This is a genomic window from Sphingobacterium sp. MYb388 (assembly GCF_037479535.1).
In the GTDB taxonomy this organism is placed as follows: domain Bacteria; phylum Bacteroidota; class Bacteroidia; order Sphingobacteriales; family Sphingobacteriaceae; genus Sphingobacterium; species Sphingobacterium anhuiense.
On record NZ_JBBGYV010000002.1, the window covers coordinates 1081442 to 1099611 of the forward strand.

An 18170-nucleotide genomic window follows, 5' to 3' on the forward strand; every position below is an offset into this window, starting at 1 on the left:
GACATCAAATCAAGATATGAGCGACTCAATTAAACACGAGTGCGGTATTGCACTTATTCGACTGTTAAAGCCCCTTTCTTATTACCAGGAAAAATACGGTACGCCTTACTACGGCATAAACAAATTGTACTTATTGATGGAAAAGCAACACAACCGTGGCCAAGATGGTGCGGGTATTGCGACCATAAAATTCGACGTAAAGCCAGGAAATCGGTACATTTCTCGTTACAGAGCGATGGGATCCAGTGCTGTGGCTGATATCTTTGAATATGTACAAAAGAAGTTTGCATCTGTACACAAGGCATATCCGGAGGAATCTAAAGATACACAATGGTTAAAAGATAATGTTAGTTTTACCGGAGAGGTATTGTTAGGTCATTTGCGTTACGGTACTCATGGTAAAAATAGCATTGAAAGTTGTCACCCTTTCTTAAGACAGAACAACTGGATGTCTCGCAATTTGGTTGTTGCCGGTAATTTTAACATGACAAATGTTGACGAATTATTGCAACAGTTGTACGAGCTAGGTCAACACCCAAAAGAAAAGGCAGATACAGTTACTGTATTGGAAAAAATTGGACATTTCTTAGATGACGAAAACCAGGATTTATTTGACAAGTTTAAGAAAGAAGGTTATTCTAATATTGAAATCAGTTCTCTGATTGCAAAAAACTTGGATGTTCCTAAGATCTTAACGCGTTCAGCAAAAACTTGGGATGGTGGTTATACGATTGCAGGTATATTTGGTCATGGAGATGCATTTGTTATGCGCGACCCTGCCGGTATCCGTCCTGCTTTCTATTATAAAGACGATGAAGTGCTTGTTGTTGCTTCGGAAAGACCAGTTATTCAGACTGCATTTAATATTCCTATTGATAAAGTGCAGGAAATTAAACCTGGACATGCGTTGATTGCAAAAAAAGATGGGACAGTTACCGAAGAAATGTTTAGAGAGCCTGTTGAGCAAAAATCATGTTCTTTCGAGCGTATCTATTTTTCAAGAGGTTCAGATGCTGATATTTATAAAGAGCGCAAAAAATTAGGTCGCCTTTTATGTCCGCAAGTATTAAATGCAATTGATAATAATATTAAGAACACGGTATTTTCTTTTATTCCAAATACGGCTGAAGTATCTTACTACGGTCTGATGGATGGTATCAATACCTACGTTAGAGATTTTCAAAAGGATGCCTTATTAAATAGAGCGGATAAGATTGATGACGGTGAGTTAGAAGATATTTTAAGCATTCATCCTCGTTTTGAGAAATTGAATGTGAAAGATGCTAAGTTACGTACATTTATTACGCAAGATGCTGATCGTACTGATATGGTACAGCATGTATACGATACAACTTACGGAATTGTTAAAGATCATGAAGACACAATCGTTGCGATTGATGATTCAATTGTAAGAGGAACAACCTTAAAACAAAGTATCTTAACAATTTTAGATCGTCTGAATCCGAAGAAGATTGTAATTGTTTCATCAGCACCGCAAATTCGTTACCCAGATTGTTACGGTATCGATATGTCTAGAATGGGTGAGTTTGTTGCTTTTGAAGCGGCTATATCGTTATTAAGACAACGTGGTTTAGCACATATTATTGATGAAGTATATCAAAAATGTTTGGTTTCGATAACAGCAGATATTGACGACATAGAAAATTATGTCAAAGCTATCTACGAACCCTTTACAGATGATGAAATTTCAAATGAAATTGCGAGAATCATTACGCCACATCATTTGAAAGCTGAAGTAACAGTGATTTTCCAGACTTTAGATAATTTACATATTGCTTGTCCTGATCATAAAGGTGACTGGTACTTCTCTGGTAATTATCCGACTCCTGGAGGAAATAAAGTTGTTAATAAAGCATTTATGAACTGGGTAGAAGGTAAGAACGTAAGAGCTTACTTCAGCAGTTAATAAGAGCGAAATACATATTATAGAAAAGGCCCGATATTTATATATCGGGCCTTTTCTATAATATGTATTTTAAGTCAATTTTAATCTAAAATAATCGATTGTATACCTATTCGTTAGAACTGCTACAAACGTTTCAAAACAAAGTAAAATCCTACTGCTGTACACGCGAGAACGGCAGAGGTAGCCCACCAAAGTGCTGTGAATCCAAAGGATCCAACTATATTTGTCCCTAAAAGCGGTGAAAAAATATTCGCAGCAGAGAAGGCTAATGAATTGAAGCCCATATAAGCTCCCTGTGTTTTGGCTGTTGACCTGTTTATGGTTACAGTTGCCATAAAAGGCAGTGTTAACATTTCGCCGATGCCAAACACGAAAAAAGTAACATAGAGCATGAATACTCCTGCATGTATATTGAACATGGCATAAGATATAGAACAGAAAAGTGTTCCGATTACCAATGTTTTTGTGATGGTCAATTTGTTTTCTGCAATATGTACAATAAACATCTCTAAAAGAACGATAATTAAACCGCTCCAGCCCATTAAAAATCCGATCTCATGTTCATTTAAGTGATGCACTTCACGATAGAAAATAGGAAGTGTCGATATGAGTTGGAAAAAACATAATGAGAATATACAGCAAAGGATATTAAAGATGATAAATGGACTATCTTTATATGGATTTCGTTCTTTTTTATGCTGCGATGTCGTGGTAACAGGTGCTGTTTTTAAAGTTTTTAAATTGTTTTTTTCCTTCTTATAGAAAAATAGAAAAAAGACAACCGCTGCCACTGCTGCCGCCATTGCATTTCCGTAGAATATCCAGTTAAAGGATATCCCTGCTAAAAAGCCACCAACCGCAGGTCCAATTGAAAACCCCAGGTTAACCGCTAATCGATTCAATGAAAAAGCACGTGTTATATTTTCAGGTTTTGCATAGCTTGCGACCGAAACCGAGTTGGCAGGTCTGAATGCGTCAAAGACAGCACTCAAAATAAAGATCATTATACCTAAAGACTCGACAGTCCTGAAGTAAGGAGTGATCAGAAATAGGGGAGCTGCTAATGTCAAACTGAGTAGCTGGACTTTAAAACTCCCAAATCGATCTGTCAGCCAACCCCCTACATATGAACCGCAAACAGATCCAAAGCCGAAACACATCAGAACAAGACCAACCTGCTTAATGTTGAAATTAAGAGCCTGGGTCATGTAAATTCCTAAAAATGGGATTACCATGCTTCCCATTCTGTTGATAAGCATTACAATTGCGAGCAACCATGCGGAGCGCGATAACCCTTTGAAGGATCCGATATAGATGGATAAAAGTTTTTTCAAGTGAATATGTAAAAAAAGCCAAAGGAATAAATCATATCCCTTTGGCTAGATAAAAATGTTATTTTTAAACTAATTGGGATGCTTCGATAGAATTGTTAATTTCATAAGTTGAGGCTAACATATTCTTTTTACCTGTCGAAGGTTCAAAAATAATATCAACTCTTCCTAAGTTTATTCCTGCAAAACCCACTTGGTTAACGGCTGTCTTTGTTCCCTTTAAGTTCGTTACAAAAGTAGGTTCTTTCAAAAAGGTATGCGTATGTCCACCAATGATTAAATCGATATCACTAGTCTTGGAAGCTAATACGAGGTCGGATACCTTCTCACTTTCGTATTGATACCCTAAATGAGATAGACAAATGACAAGGTCACATTTATGCTTTTCCTTTAATTCTTTGACCACACGGTTCGCAACAAGAATTGGATCCAGGTATTTCATGCCTTTGAAATTATTCGGATCAACCAGCCCTTCAATATCTACCCCTAAACCAAAAACACCAATCTTCACTCCACCTTTTTTGAAGATGGTATAATCTTGTGTTTTTCCTTCCAGCACTGTTCCTGTGAAGTCATAGTTTGCCGTTAAAAAAGGAAATTTGGCGTGATCCAGATATTTGATAAGCCCATTTAACCCATTGTCAAATTCGTGATTACCAAATGTACCCGCATCATATCCCAATTTGGTCATTAAGTCAAGCTCTAATTTCCCTCCAAACAGATTAAAATAGGGAGTACCTTGGAACATATCGCCTGCGTCCAACAAAAGAACATGATCTTCCTCAGCCCTTACTTTTTTGATAAGTGTACTTCTGCGCGCAACTCCTGCCAATCCTTGATATCTACCGCCATCCATAGGAAAGGGTTCAATTCTGCTGTGAACATCATTGGTATGTAGAATGGTTAATTTTATTTTTTTTGAACCTGCAAATGATGAGAATGGTAACGTACCAAAGGTTACTGCTGCAGAAAGGCCTGCGGCAGTCTTTATAAAGCCTCTTCTATTTAATGATTTTAACTCTTCCATCTAATTGCATATTAATTTTTTGACCATTTTTTGTAAAGCTGGAAATATAGTCCATCAAGCTTTCCCTTACTTTTTGAGGATAATCAGTTCTTTTAAGCGCATGTGTAAATAAATCTAAATTATCTCCTCCATTCGCTAGGTAATCATAGGTGACTACTTTATAGGTTTTATTTTTGTCTATATCTTTTCCCTGTACCTGAATATTTATTGGCTTTTTGTCTTGGATAGATAAGGTAATTCCTGAAACAGGTTGCCCCCCTGTTGCCGCTATAAAGTTGGCGAGTTGTTCAATTTGTTCACCGCTCAGCTCCATCACTGTAAGCTGATTTTCAAATGGCATAACCTCAAAAACACTCTCTACAGTAATATCTCCCGCTTTTATTTCATTGCGAATACCGCCCTTTGTTGCAAAAGCGATATCAGCCTTGTTGTTGATTTTTTCACTGGCAACCAATAGCGCTTGTGTAAAGAAATTTCCCATTAAAGTTTCAGGAGTCTTTTCTTTAGTCAATGCAACTTCCGAGAAGCCGATTACCCGGTTCATCTCTGCCTGCATTTGCTTTTTATAGGGACTATAAATAGCTACGATCGCGGTATCCTCAACGGTGCTTTTATTGATCTCGTATTGCTTAAAGTCCTTTTGGACAGGACTTAATTTTTTGCTGCAAGATGTGCTAAGTAAAATAGCTAAAAACCCGAAGGTTACATATTGAAGTTGATGTATAGTAAGTTTCATCATGTAATAAGTGTTTTCGGTACAAATGTAGATAATAAAAGCCTAACATTTTTGTTAAGCTTTTATTATCAATATGCAAAAGAAGGCGCTTTTTCTAATTGGCAATCTCTGGTTTTTTAATGTCTTTTCTGACCACTGCATCTCTTTGATTTCTCAATCGTATTGATTTCCGACGATCTGCAATGGTAGTTTTTGTGATTTTTGCAACCATTTTATTATTCTTATATAATTTCCAGTTCATCAGCAATACGGAAACCAATATAATAACTAGGCCTATTACTTGTATGTATGTCACGGCATGGCTACTGAAAAAGTAACTTAATACCAATGCTACAATAGGATTAACATAGGCATATGTACTTACTTCCGTAGCAGGTCTTACTGATAGCAACCAGATGTAAGAACTGAATGCTAAAATAGATCCAAAAACAATTAAGTACGATATATTAAACCAGTCGATAGGCGTTACCTGTTGAAAACTAAAATGAGCAAATTCACCATTTAAGCTGGCAACAATTGTAAATAATACACCTGCTGTAATCATCTGCCATGCAGTCTTTACGGAGACATGTAAATCTTCCGTCTCTTCTTGCTGGCTTTTCTTCTGGTATTTGGAATATAATGAACCTGCAGTCCAGGCGATAGATCCAAGCACCATAATCACTAAAGCAATAACGGTTATTTCTTTATTTGCAGAAGATTTGCTTGCGATGATTTGCTCTACAAAGAGTAAAACAACACCAGCAAAGCCTAAAATCAAACCAGCGATGGTAGATTTGCTGCTGAAATTTTCTTTCCATTTTGGTTTATCAAGAATAACAAACCAAATCGCCGCTGCTGCCGCAATAATCGCTGCAACACCACCTGAAACATATTGCTCTGCCCAGATAAGACCACCCATATCAATAAATAAGAGTAAAAATCCGACAACAATAGAATCGCGGATTGCTCTCTTGTTGAATATTTTATAACCCTTCAATACACAGTACCCCATCAGCAAAATACTTGCAGTAATAAACCTAAAAGATCCTAAAATGAATGGCGGGAAACTGTGAAGCGCTTTTTCAATAAAGAAAAAAGTCGACCCCCATACAATGTATACGACAGCATACGCGAGTACGATCATTAAAGGGCTTGCTTGTTGTACTTTATTATTTAACATCTCTCTATTCCTTTCCTAAATTATTCCGGTATAACTAATTGTTGTTCTTCTTTCACTGTTTGCAAAACAATTGTGGTTCTTGTTGAAATTATTCCTTCAATTTTCCCCAAAGTGTTACGCATCAAATCGACTAACGCAGTAGAATCAGCCGTCCGAACTTTGATTAGGTAACCATCATCTCCAGCAATATCATGCACTTCCTGCACTTCGGGTATCTCTGCTAGAAGAATACCGACTTTCTGTTCTCCAATTATATCGTTCGCTTTGATAAATATAAACGATAGTAATTTCTGATCAATTGCCGCTGGATTTATCTTGGCGTTGTATTGTAGGATTACATTTTTTTGCTCTAATTTTTTAACACGTTCTAAAATCGCAGAAGGAGCCATACTAAGCTCTCTTGCTATATCAGCATTATTGATTCGAGCATTATCCTGCATTAAACGCAAGATTTTGAAATCTACATGATCTAAATTATATTCTACTTTTGTCATATCGAATGCAAAGGTAGTGATATTTCGAATAATATTCAAATTATTTAGTTAAATTCAGAATATAATTCTATTTGCGAGGTTATTTTTTTTAGAAAAAATAGTCTTTTCACTAGCCTGAGTACTAGTTTTTTTTATTTAATAATCTGATTATTAGGGCATTTGTGTTCTTTTGAATTATCTTTGGTATTTTAGGTGTCTCATCGAATATTATTCGCTAAAGGTTTCCATCGAGTATTTTTCACGTAATATTTTAATGATATAACTGGTGCTAAGAGTGACAATCAATCCTATGAGACAACCAATAGTGACACAGGCAAAACGATCGAGTGCGGCAACATATGACTTTAATTGATGTTCATGAACCACGACAATGATCATGGCTACCATTGCTGTACGGGCCACACTTAGGATATTGAATAACCTGCATATAGCGACGGATGTGATGACACCCAAAAGCATAGACCACATCTGAGGAAGATTGGTAAAATAAAACAGTATACCCGTCGCCGAACCAATAAAATTAGACTTAGTTCTATCAAAAGCAATTTTTGTTGCTTCATTATCATCCGGAGAAATCACTAAAACAATAGAAATTAAAGCCCATATTGCTGAATATTCAGGAAAGCTGATATATAAAAAGTAACCAATAGAAAAACCGATCAAAATACGAATCAGATAGATGATGAAGTCGGAGTGAAGGCTATATCGCATGAGGGTTTTACGCATCTTAAAATATTTTACTGCAAAAGTACATCTTATTTGCAGCATCAAAAAATCATATACATGCGTTTTTATGCATGTTTAATATTGTTTTTTCATTTTCTTGCATTATCAATTCTTTTCATTATTTAAAATAGTTAGATTTGTTGATACAAATTATACCATACTGTGAAGGAAAATATTTCTTTAGATCAATTATCGCAATCTTTAACGGGGGACTTGTATTATGATGATTCTGCTTATCACCATACCATCCGTCTTGCCTATTCCACTGATGCATCCGTGTACCAAGAACTACCTTTAGCTGTAGCGATTCCCAGAAATAGTGGAGATATCAAAATTTTAATACAGTTTGCATCTGCAAACGGCATTACGATTATTCCGAGGACAGCAGGTACATCCTTAGCTGGTCAGGTTGTTGGAAATGGTATCGTTATGGATATCTCGAAGTATTTTAATAAGATACTTGAATTAAATGTCGAAGAACAATGGGTGCGTGTGCAACCTGGTGTTATTCGTGATGATCTCAATCATTACCTCAAACCATTTGGCTTCATGTTTGGTCCAGAAACCTCAACAGCAAGTCGTGCGATGATTGGTGGAATGATCGGTAATAATTCCTCCGGATTACATTCCATTGTATGGGGCGATACCCGTCAAAATTTATTAACAGCGAATGTCATATTAGATGATCAGTCTGAGGTCGTATTTGAAGCGTTGGACGAAGCATCTTATTTCAAGAAATTAATACAAAAAGATAGGGAAGGTGCAATTTACCGCGAATTGAATGCGATGTTGACAGTGGAAGAAAATATGCAGGCAATAGCATCGGGATATCCCAAACGGTCGATAACAAGACGAAATACAGGATATGCACTGGATATGGTATCAGATAAAACTGCTCCTTTCAATATGTGCCGTCTATTAGCTGGTTCTGAAGGAACCCTAGCGATCGTTACAGAGGCCAAGTTGCAATTATTACCATTACCGCCTAAAGAATTAGGTCTCCTATGTATCCACTTTGACGATATGATTGCGTGTATGGAAGGTAATGTGATTGCTTTGTCACATAATCCCGAAGCCTCGGAACTTGTCGATAAGTATATCATGGATTTTACTGTCGGGCACCCCACTTATCAATATAATCGTTTTTTTATAGAAGGTGATCCCAAAGCTTTGCTTATAGTGGAGTTCAGAGGAAATACGCCAGATGAAGTGGAAGCAAAGGCGATGGCATTGAAGGCCGCGTTGATTCAAAAGCATTTGGGTTATGCTTATCCATATATAACAGGTGAGCAGACCAATTTGGTTTGGGATGTACGGAAGGCGGGTTTAGGGTTAATCCGTAATTTACCCGGAGATAGTCAGCCGGTTAATTTGATTGAGGATTGTGCGGTTTCTCCGGAAGATTTACCTGCATATGTAGCAGATATTCAAAATTTATTGATTGCAGAGGGAGTTCACGCATCTTATTACGCGCATGCTGGAGCAGGAGAACTCCATATTGAGCCTTTTGTTAATTTAAAAACAGAATCGGGGGTAAAAACTTTTCGCTCGATCTTAGAAAAGACAACAGATTTAGTTTTAAAATACAATGGATCTTTAAGTGGTGAGCATGGTGATGGTCGTCTGAGAGGTGAGTTTATTGAGAAAGTTTTAGGAGGAAAAGTCTTTAAACTCATTGAGCAGGTTAAAGAAATATTTGATCCTAAAGGCGTATTTAATGCCAATAAGATTGTAAATACACCACCAATGGACACCCATCTCCGTTATGATAATAATAAAAATACAACACAGATAAAGACCTATTTCGATTTTTCGAAAGAGGAAAGTATCCTACGTCTGGCCGAGAAGTGTTCCGGATCAGGTGACTGCCGAAAAACAGAAATTACCGGTGGAACGATGTGCCCCTCTTTTATGGCTACACGCGATGAAAAGGATACGACACGCGCTCGTGCCAATATGTTGCGTCAATTTTTGACAAATTCAACAAAAGAGAACCGGTTTGACCATGAAGAATTAAAAGAAGTGATGGACTTATGTTTATCATGTAAAGGTTGCAAAACTGAATGCCCTTCTAGTGTTGATGTAGCTAAGATGAAAGCCGAGTTTTTACAACATTATTACGATGAGCATGGTGTGCCCTTCCGGTCGCGAGTGATTGCAAATTTCACAGAATCTCAAAAATTAGGATCACTGGTAGCGCCCTTATACAACTTTGTTGTCAAAAATGACTTTTTAGCGGGCCTTGTAAAAAGAACCATTGGTTTTGCCCCTAAGAGATCACTGCCGTTGGTAGCTGGTACTACATTGTCACAATGGGTGAGAAAGCAGAAATACAAGACAGATGCAAAGCGGCGTGTATACTTATTCGCAGATGAATTTACAGAATATAACGATGCCGAAATAGGTATTACAGCATATAAATTACTAACTGCTTTAGGCTATGAAGTGATTATTCCAAAACATATTGAGAGTGGCCGAACTTATCTTTCAAAAGGTCTGGTTAAAGAAGCGAAGAAGATCGCTAATAAAAATATTACTTTTTTGAAAGATCTAATAACAGAGGAGACCCCCTTATTAGGAATAGAACCATCGGGTATCATTACCTTTAGAGATGAATATCTTTCTTTGGTAGATTCGGATCTCTATGAAGATGCAAGTAGAGTAGCTAAAAATGCATTGATGTTTGATGAGTTTTTACTGAAAGAGATTGAAGCTGGCCGTATTCAAAAAGAGCAGTTCAGTACGCGTGAGAAAACAATTAAGTTGCATGGACATTGCTATCAAAAAGCATTTCATTTAGTAGAAACAACAGAGAAAGTCTTGTCATTTCCTCAAAACTACCAAGTAGAGGTGATTCCATCAGGCTGTTGTGGTATGGCGGGATCATTTGGTTATGAAAAAGAACACTACGACATCTCGATGAAAGTAGCAGAATTGGTTTTGTTGCCTACTGTCCGAAATACGGATTCTTCTACATGGATTGCTGCGGCAGGTACATCTTGCCGGCACCAGATTAAAGATGGAGCGGCAAGACATTCTTACCACCCTGTAGAAATCTTATATGATGCTTTAATTAAGTAAAACAATCAATCTATTTTATTTGTTTATCAGTAAAAATCGTTAGTTTTAGTAAACGATTTTACTGATAAACATAATTACTGAAAAAGATGAGAAAAATAAATCAAATTGCTGTTCTATCTGCGTTAGCTTTTGCGACAGCATGTGGCAACACTACCCAAAACCAACAAGGTGGCGATAAATCAAAAAAAAGTAACATTCCTATTGAGGAATTGACCATTGATGGACCTGTCACTAATAATAAACATCTTTTCTTACGTATTGTTGATGATGTAAAAACGGATTCTAGTTACATCTATACGGCTAAAAGTACCTTCAAAGGAGATACTGTTGGATTGAAAGTAGAAGTCGTAAATCTTATCCCTGCCGGAATTATTGATGATGTCGCTAATGAAGATGTTGGTTTTACAAAAGGTAAAATTAAAATTTCTTCTTTAGGTGCAGAGAGTGATGCTTTTATAAAAGCATTGGGTAAAATATATGAAGTACCAGCTTCTGGCCCTTTCGCAAGTGCAACATTGATACCGACAGTTTTCTCTTCAAATAAAGTAAATGCTGATCTTGATAAAACAGCAACTTATAGCTTTAAATTATTTTTAGAGCAAAAGTCAGGGGAACCGGCTGAAATGTTTTTCAACATTGATACGTATAAAAAATCTTTAGAATTTAAAGAGAAAGATCCTAAATTCCGCGCTCCGTTTATTTCCGCACTGGAAGGTAAATAAGCTTTAAAATCATATTATAAAAAAAAGGCTTTCTATTATTAGAAAGCCTTTTTTATGTTAGAAATCAAATTTTATTCTAGCCCTTATGCCCGATTTAGGAGCACCTGGGTGATCAAGATAATTTAATCTCCGGACATAATCTACGCGAAGTATTTTGAAAATATTGGACAATCCAACACTAGCCTCCATGTATGGATCCGATCCAAAGGTGTACGAAGATTGTATATTGTCAGCATTTTTCTGAAAGTCAAATACTTTGTCAGAATGATCTGGGTTGTTCTCATCTCGAAGCCCACCGTATACAGCTTTAAAACTAAATACTTCACGAAGTTTTAGCTTTTTAATACCAGGAATTTTGTTTAACAAGAAACCATTCATGTAGTATTGGATGTTAGCGGATGCATGGTGGTCACTGACAAATTCCAAGAAGTTCATCAAATTGTAAGAATTAAGCTGATATGCATAAGTCTGATTCGCACGGTGTATCGTTAAGAAAGGAAATGGAATTCCTTTACCAGCAATATAAGTACCTGCGACATCAATATCTGCATAGCCGAACTGGCTCAGGTAAAATCTTTTGAATGCTCCTACGTTAAAGTTGTGATAACTATATTCGCCTTTGAATACATCTTTAAGTCCAGCCGTGTAGTTAAAGTTAAAAATAGGGTATTCATTAAATATAGGAGTACGATAAAGCTTTCCTTGATAAAACTGTTCATTCGGAGCGTAGCGAATATTTACTGATAACTCCGTTGAATTGATTTCGTTGAACACTTTAGTTTGACCATTATCATCTATGATCTGATACCTTAAAGATCCTGCTGGCGATTGTTTTGTTGCATTAAATCCCAATCCAATACTTAAGCGATTTTCAAATTCTTTTCTATAATCAACGCGATAAACATCATTATAGATGTAATTTTCATTATCACCTCTTTTGAAGGATAGCAAAAAGTTATCTTCTTGTATAAATTCTAAAGCTTGACCAGGAATCTTGGTGTCACGTTGGAACGATGCCCGGATGTAGTGTTGTGGAAATGAATAAACAGACTTATTGTTGAAAGCATAAGTTCCGCTTAAAAAGTATTTCCATTTTTCATCTTTAAATCCATATGCTGCATACGATTCAGCATAAAACCTTTTACTGAATGATTCTGTAGTTCTACCACCAACACGTAGTCTAAATCCTTCGACAGGGTTAAAGCTATAAAAAGTATTTACCGGACCAATTTCAACAGGACCAGCCTGTTTATATCCCGATAATACCAAAGCTGCAATATCCATAAAGGTTTTAAAAGAAGGAATCTGTTGCAGGGTGTCGATATTATGATAAATATTCAGCTCATTTTTCGTTAAAGGAATTTGACGTTGCGTATCAAAAAGTTTTCGAGTACCCTTTCCATCTGCTATATTGTAAGCAATTACCGTTTCAGGACCACTATAAATACTATCCGGTTGAACAACGCCAGTTTTATAATTTTTATAGTTGACAGTTCTATTACCACGAATACCTGTTCCTTTATCTGTTAAAGAAAAATCAATACCAAGTGTACTTTGACTTAAATAGAATCTTTTACTCTCATCCTGATCAAATTTTAGTTCAATATTCATGTCCCTTACAAAGTTCAAATTGATATCATCAGCGACAGTCATATTAGCACCTTGTACAGCATAGTTACCATCCAGTGTAATATATAACTGGCCTTTGAAAAGCATGTCCGCTTTATTGCGTGGAAAAAAACTAAGTTCAACTAACCACGGTTGCTGTGTTTTTATCGTATCTGTGATAAAAAACTTGTAAAATGTGGGAGCCGAGTTGGCGATTGGACTTAAAAATTGATTCGTTACCAGCGTGATATTGTTATCGTAAATATCTACTGTCTCATAAAGTTTATTGAAATATGCACTTAAACCATCATTATCAATAAATTTGGGATCAAATTGCGCACGTTGCTCTCCTATGATATATTGTTTTGTTTTTTTAGGGTCCTTACGAAAATATACTTTTGAAAGTTTCTCTTCCATAAAAGCAGGCAATAGATATTTATTTGCAGTTTTAGCCGAATCATCTACTTCAAAAAGAAATTGGTAATTTTTGAATATTTTCTTGTTTACAAATTTCTCTGACAAATTACTCAGTCCTAAAGAGATCTTTTCATATTGGTCATACTGCGCGAATTGTTGCCCTGTTAATCTATTTTTACTTTTATTTTCGATTACTTTACGGATCAATGCGACAGCAGGATTATCTTTGTTTGTATACTTTCTCTTTTTTGCTCTGACTACAACCTCGTCAAGGGTATTGTCCTGAGATTCCATCAATACCTCGATCTGTTGCGTCTCGTCATTCGTAACAAATACATCTTTATAATCATACCCAACACTTGATACACGGATTTTCACATAATTCTTTGGAAATTTTAAGGTGAACCGTCCAGACTCTTCAGTCGAAGTAGCATTGCCGGGGGCTGCAGGTGCTCCAACAACAGCAACTGTCGCGTAGCCAATCGGTTGTTTCGTCTTGCTGTCCTTAACGATACCCTGTACTGTTTTTAATTGGCCTAATGCTGCAGTAATACTTACTAACATGACTGATGCCAGTAAAAATAGTGTTTTTGCAATTGTACTGCTACTACGTTGGTATTCCATAATTTTACATTAATTATATCACAAATTACCGATACGTGTTATAACACCATCTTAATTTCTGACTTTTTAACTTAAAAGTTCTAATAAGTTGTATGCAAAAGAAATAAAAAATTAAGAATTAATAAAACATTTACAATTTTTTAACTTCACTATTTTTATTAATCGACTATTAACTTGTTGAATAGCAGTACATTTGTTTTAATGTCAGAATAAACTGACTATAATTTTACTTCTTTATGATGAAATTCGACCTAAATACAACCAATCTCGTTGACTATTGTAACAAAAAGGTCAGCGAAGTTGTTTTGATTTTTTAAAAATTTGGTTCCGACGCAAAATGAATGCGCTCTTTTGTAGTAGGGTGGTTAAACTCAATATAAGCAGCATGCAAGTGTAATCGATCGGATTTTTGACCATAAAGATCGTCTCCAACAATAGGACAGTTCATTCCTTTAGGATGAGCAGAATGAAGGCGAAGTTGATGTGTTCTTCCTGTCAATGGAAAGTATCGCACTTTGGTTTTACCGTTTATAATTTCGATTTTTTCCCATTTAGTAACTGCTTTCTTTCCATGTTCATAACAGACTAACTGTCGAGGTCTATCGTCAAGATCAACCCGTAGAGGTAGTGATATAATTCCAGAATCGGTATCGATAATGCCATCAAGTAAAGCAATATATTCCTTGACGATGGTATGGTTGATAAATTGACTCTGAATAAATTTGTGAGCTTCTTTAGTTTTGGCTATCACAAGAATTCCGGATGTAGACATATCTAACCGATGAACAATTAAAGGCCCTGCATCGGGATATTTTTTAAGCATGCGTGTATAGACCGAATCTTTAACATGTATGCCAGGTACGGATAGGAATTCTTCAGGCTTATCTATAATGACCAGGGTTTCATCTTCGTAAATAATCGGGAGTTCAATGCTTTCATCAGGGCTTTCGAGCATCGGATTTTTATCAACCTGTAATCCCTCAAGCATAAAGCCGAGAATAGGTTCACATTTATTACGACATGCAGGGTAGTAGCTTTGGTGTCTTCGTACTTCAGCCGAAGGCGATTGTCCCCACCAAAATTCGGCAAGTGCAATTGGCTTGTAATCATTTAAATAAGCATATTGCAATAGTTTTGGTGCGGCACATTCACCAGATCCAGCAGGTGGTTGCAAATTGTATGCTTTAAAAATGTCAATGACATTTTTAGTTTCCCCTTTCGCATTTTTAAAATTGTATTGTGCAAATAATTGATTTTGCAACTGTGCAGAACGTTTTTTACGCTCTTCCTTTAAATCTGCTATTATATTGAGGTGATCATTTAGTGGTTTTTCAGCGATGGAAATATCATGGTGATATTGTTTTTGGAAAACACTCAGTTCAAATTTATCTCTTAAACTCTGTTTGATCAGATCTTCTTCAAGCAGTTGATATGATGCAGCTGATAGGGTTAATTTTGATTTGTCTCGAAGTTGTTTACGTTCTTTCTTTTGAATTTTCAGATTTTCTTTAAAGTTGGCCAATTGCTGATCCAGCCTCACTTTAGTATCATCGAGCTTTTCTTTCAGTTGCGTACCTTTTTCACTCTGCTCTAATGCTGTAATTTGCTTATTAAGGTTATTGAGGTGTTCCTCTTCTAACAGAAAAAAAGAATTTTCCGTTAACATATCAAAAACCGGAGGTACAAAATAGCGATGATCATTTTTGCCAGCCAGTTTACCGGAGAAACCAGCTAAAAATCCGATATGACCATCTTGATCTTGGACAATTAATACACCGAACATTTTACCAATGGCCTGTCCATCCATTTTTTCGTTTAGACCAAAATTATGAACCCATTCCGTTTGAGTAAGAATATATTCTTGAACAGATGCGCAGGCTTGTTTTGCCAGTTCATGTGGTTCATAACAGAAGGGGAAAGTAAAATGTGTAGGTAAAAGTATTTCCTTGATTTCCTCATTAAATTCGTGAAAGTATAGATCACCGTTCAAACAATTCCCCTTCATCATTGTTGTTTTCATTATGCGTACAAAAGTACAAAAATGATGTTATTTTTATGACAATATTATTTCTTAATTAATGGGCTTTACGGCCTCATTTTATTAATATTGTATATCAAGTAACAGTGATTTTAATAATTTAAATAAATTGTAAAATAATTCATTATGAAAGCAAAAATTGGTATTAAAGAAGCAGACTTGGCAAAGGTAGCCGCTATTTTGAATAATGTGTTAGCGGATGAAAGTATTGTGTATCAAAAAACAAGAAATGCACATTGGAATGTTGAAGGTCCAGATTTTCATGCCGCGCATTTATTTTTGGAATCGCAGTATAATGAATTGGCAGAAATTATTGATGAAGTCGCAGAACGCATCCGTCAAATCGGACATTATGCAGTAGGTTCATACGCCAAATATCTAGAATTGACCCACCTTACAGAGACGAAGTACGAACATACAGATAGTAAAGGGTTTTTCAAAGAATTACTGTCAGATCATGAATCTGTTATTATGAATATTAGAGGAAATTTGGATGCGGTCGAAAAAGCTGGAGATCAGGCGACTGAAGATTTTCTTGTTGGTTTACTAGCGCAGCATGAAAAGATGGCTTGGATGTTACGTGCTCATGTAGCATAACTTTTATAACAATACTTTCAATAAAAAAGCAGTACCCTCGGTACTGCTTTTTTATTGAAAGTACTAAAAACTGCATGATAATTGTAAAGGGCATTACATTACTGCAAATTTATTTTTCCATTAGTATGCGCTATTATTTTGTTTTAATTATCTTTTCGCTTCTGTTTTTCTCATGTGCCGAATCCCTTATGGTACAATCGACTGGAGTTTTACAAAATGCATCGCGGACACATCACTTAAAAAATGGTGAACGTGAGCTGATTTACATTCCCATGCGGCATTTAGGTAAACGTAATTATTACGATTATATTCAGCGAATGGTTGACTCATTACAAAATCAAGGGTTTGTTGTATTTTATGAAAGTATTGCCTACCAAGTGGATAGTGCCCAACAAAGAGATGTATATGATCGAAAGTTTCGAAAATTAGTAGGACACGTAATAGGTAGTACCAAAGTCTATGAAAAAACTTCCGATACAACAAAAGTATTAATGGCTCCACTTTATAAAAATCTCGGAAGTAGAATCATCCAACAGCCCCAATATTCGTTTTTTAAAGTTGATTATAATACAGCAGTTATTGCAGATATTCCCAAAAATGAACTTTTGGACGAATTTGAATACAGCTATGGTGATATTATTCTTGATTCATGTGACTGGAAAACTCCTTTAAATGAGCCTTATACTTGTAAACCTATAAAAGCAAAGTTTAGAAATATTTTCGACCGGGAATTTATAATGAAAAAAAGAGAACAAAATTTAGCAGCTTTGGTGGCGGATGCTTCACAAAAGAAAATTCTAATTATGTTTGGGGCCGCGCATTACAAAGGCTTTCTCAAATATTTGAAAGAGCGTAACCCGGATTGGATAAATGTAAAATAAGAAAATATGGAGAAATTGTTTATTGTTATTTTGGTACCCGCTGTTATATATCTCGTGTATTACCTTTTAAATAAAACGGAGAAAAATAGCAAAGCCATCAGGCGTGTTCTGAGTAAAGAGGGAAAAGATATTCTTTTGAAAGAAGTACAGTACTATCGAAATTTGAACGAAGCGGATAAAATTGAATTTGAAAAGCGCTGCTTACATTTTTTAGATCATGTATCTGTAGAAGGAATTGGTGTTGAGGTTTCTTTAAAAGATTATATGTTAGTAGCGGCAAGTGCTATAATACCTGTTTTCGCTTTTAAAAATTGGAAATATACAAATTTAACAACTGTACTGCTTTATCCCAATACTTTTAATCAAGATTACCAGTTCGAAGGCAGTCAGGGGCGCAATATTTTAGGAATGGTAGGCGAGGGGTCCATGAACGGTCAGATGATTTTATCAAAAGAGGCTCTTGAAGCTGGTTTCTCAAATACAAAGGACGGCCAAAACACGGCCATTCATGAGTTTGTCCACCTGTTGGATAAAACGGATGGTGAAGTCGATGGATTGCCGCAGTTTTTGATAGATCATACGTATAGTCTAGCCTGGTTAGAAATGATTCGTAAAGAAATTTTAAAAATTCAAGAAGGTAAATCTGATATCAATCCGTATGGCATTACAAATCGGGCGGAGTTTTTTGCCGTTGCTTCCGAATACTTTTTTGAGAACCCAGAACGGCTTAAAAATCATCATCCTGAGCTTTACAAAGCATTAAGTATGGCATTTCAGCAAGACCTGAGTCCTGCTTAAT

14 protein-coding genes are annotated in these 18170 nt (G+C 36.0%); 6 read left to right on the plus strand and 8 right to left on the minus strand.

Translation table 11 applies throughout. The features are described 5' to 3' along the window. Nucleotides 1–16: 16 nt before the first annotated feature. Nucleotides 17–1927 carry a class II glutamine amidotransferase gene (locus WH188_RS10295; RefSeq protein WP_168127462.1) on the plus strand — a complete coding sequence of 637 codons (1911 nt, stop codon included), beginning with the start codon at nt 17–19 and terminating at the stop codon, nt 1925–1927. Nucleotides 1928–2049: 122 nt separating this feature from the next. Here WH188_RS10295 and WH188_RS10300 read toward each other — a convergent pair whose 3' ends face one another. The 6 genes from WH188_RS10300 to WH188_RS10325 form a co-directional block, all read right to left on the minus strand. Next, the gene (locus WH188_RS10300) at nt 2050–3261 is read right to left on the minus strand and encodes an MFS transporter (protein ID WP_132844751.1); all 1212 of its coding nucleotides are present in this window, start codon (nt 3259–3261) and stop codon (nt 2050–2052) included. 64 nt (nt 3262–3325) lie between these two features. Further along, on the minus strand, nt 3326–4285 hold the full coding sequence (locus WH188_RS10305; RefSeq protein WP_168127463.1) for a metallophosphoesterase: 960 nt from the start codon (nt 4283–4285) through the stop codon (nt 3326–3328). Further along, entirely contained in the window at nt 4260–5024 is a 765-nt protein-coding gene (locus WH188_RS10310) for a 5'-nucleotidase C-terminal domain-containing protein (protein ID WP_232789236.1), read from the minus strand. The genes WH188_RS10305 and WH188_RS10310 overlap by 26 nt, the downstream gene beginning before the upstream one ends. Nucleotides 5025–5115: 91 nt before the next feature. Beyond that, complete coding sequence (locus tag WH188_RS10315) at nt 5116–6183, minus strand: EamA family transporter (protein ID WP_168127464.1); 1068 nt, start codon at nt 6181–6183, stop codon at nt 5116–5118. Between the two features lie 20 nt (nt 6184–6203). After that, nucleotides 6204–6677, minus strand: a complete 474-nt coding sequence (locus WH188_RS10320) for an Lrp/AsnC family transcriptional regulator (protein ID WP_021189230.1) — start codon at nt 6675–6677, stop codon at nt 6204–6206. Between the two features lie 207 nt (nt 6678–6884). Then, nucleotides 6885–7403 carry an FUSC family protein gene (locus WH188_RS10325; protein ID WP_132772694.1) on the minus strand — a complete coding sequence of 173 codons (519 nt, stop codon included), beginning with the start codon at nt 7401–7403 and terminating at the stop codon, nt 6885–6887. Nucleotides 7404–7565: 162 nt separating this feature from the next. Here WH188_RS10325 and WH188_RS10330 point away from each other — a divergent pair, with 162 nt between their 5' ends. Both WH188_RS10330 and WH188_RS10335 read left to right on the plus strand, forming a co-directional pair. After that, nucleotides 7566–10484 carry an FAD-binding and (Fe-S)-binding domain-containing protein gene (locus tag WH188_RS10330; protein ID WP_168127465.1) on the plus strand — a complete coding sequence of 973 codons (2919 nt, stop codon included), beginning with the start codon at nt 7566–7568 and terminating at the stop codon, nt 10482–10484. Nucleotides 10485–10570: 86 nt separating this feature from the next. Then, nucleotides 10571–11206, plus strand: a complete 636-nt coding sequence (locus WH188_RS10335) for a hypothetical protein (RefSeq protein ID WP_132844744.1) — start codon at nt 10571–10573, stop codon at nt 11204–11206. Nucleotides 11207–11263: 57 nt separating this feature from the next. On the opposite strand, the gene WH188_RS10340 is transcribed toward WH188_RS10335, so the two are convergent. Next, nucleotides 11264–13855 carry a DUF5686 and carboxypeptidase-like regulatory domain-containing protein gene (locus WH188_RS10340; RefSeq protein ID WP_168127466.1) on the minus strand — a complete coding sequence of 864 codons (2592 nt, stop codon included), beginning with the start codon at nt 13853–13855 and terminating at the stop codon, nt 11264–11266. Between the two features lie 313 nt (nt 13856–14168). After that, nucleotides 14169–15863: an RluA family pseudouridine synthase gene (locus WH188_RS10345; protein WP_237682807.1), complete on the minus strand. Its 1695-nt coding sequence runs from the start codon at nt 15861–15863 to the stop codon at nt 14169–14171. 156 nt (nt 15864–16019) lie between these two features. Here WH188_RS10345 and WH188_RS10350 point away from each other — a divergent pair, with 156 nt between their 5' ends. The 3 genes from WH188_RS10350 to WH188_RS10360 all read left to right on the plus strand — a co-directional run bounded on the left by WH188_RS10350 (nt 16020) and on the right by WH188_RS10360 (nt 18169). Next, complete coding sequence (locus WH188_RS10350; protein ID WP_132772702.1) at nt 16020–16490, plus strand: Dps family protein; 471 nt, start codon at nt 16020–16022, stop codon at nt 16488–16490. A 74-nt stretch (nt 16491–16564) separates the two neighbouring features. Next, nucleotides 16565–17371: a hypothetical protein gene (locus WH188_RS10355; protein ID WP_168127467.1), complete on the plus strand. Its 807-nt coding sequence runs from the start codon at nt 16565–16567 to the stop codon at nt 17369–17371. Between the two features lie 6 nt (nt 17372–17377). After that, a complete protein-coding gene (locus WH188_RS10360) occupies nt 17378–18169 on the plus strand; it encodes a M90 family metallopeptidase (protein WP_168127468.1) in 792 nt (263 codons plus the stop codon). Nucleotide 18170 lies beyond the last annotated feature (1 nt).

Bases quoted from the DNA above. Each gene is read 5' to 3' on its own strand.
- WH188_RS10295 (WP_168127462.1), top strand. From the start codon at position 17: ATGAGCGACTCAATTAAACACGAGTGCGGTATTGCACTTATTCGACTG.
- WH188_RS10305 (WP_168127463.1), bottom strand. From the start codon at position 4,285: ATGGAAGAGTTAAAATCATTAAATAGAAGAGGCTTTATAAAGACTGCC.
- WH188_RS10310 (WP_232789236.1), bottom strand. From the start codon at position 5,024: ATGATGAAACTTACTATACATCAACTTCAATATGTAACCTTCGGGTTT.
- WH188_RS10315 (WP_168127464.1), bottom strand. From the start codon at position 6,183: ATGTTAAATAATAAAGTACAACAAGCAAGCCCTTTAATGATCGTACTC.
- WH188_RS10320 (WP_021189230.1), bottom strand. From the start codon at position 6,677: ATGACAAAAGTAGAATATAATTTAGATCATGTAGATTTCAAAATCTTG.
- WH188_RS10325 (WP_132772694.1), bottom strand. From the start codon at position 7,403: ATGCGTAAAACCCTCATGCGATATAGCCTTCACTCCGACTTCATCATC.
- WH188_RS10335 (WP_132844744.1), top strand. From the start codon at position 10,571: ATGAGAAAAATAAATCAAATTGCTGTTCTATCTGCGTTAGCTTTTGCG.
- WH188_RS10340 (WP_168127466.1), bottom strand. From the start codon at position 13,855: ATGGAATACCAACGTAGTAGCAGTACAATTGCAAAAACACTATTTTTA.
- WH188_RS10345 (WP_237682807.1), bottom strand. From the start codon at position 15,863: ATGATGAAGGGGAATTGTTTGAACGGTGATCTATACTTTCACGAATTT.
- WH188_RS10350 (WP_132772702.1), top strand. From the start codon at position 16,020: ATGAAAGCAAAAATTGGTATTAAAGAAGCAGACTTGGCAAAGGTAGCC.
- WH188_RS10355 (WP_168127467.1), top strand. From the start codon at position 16,565: ATGATAATTGTAAAGGGCATTACATTACTGCAAATTTATTTTTCCATT.
- WH188_RS10360 (WP_168127468.1), top strand. From the start codon at position 17,378: ATGGAGAAATTGTTTATTGTTATTTTGGTACCCGCTGTTATATATCTC.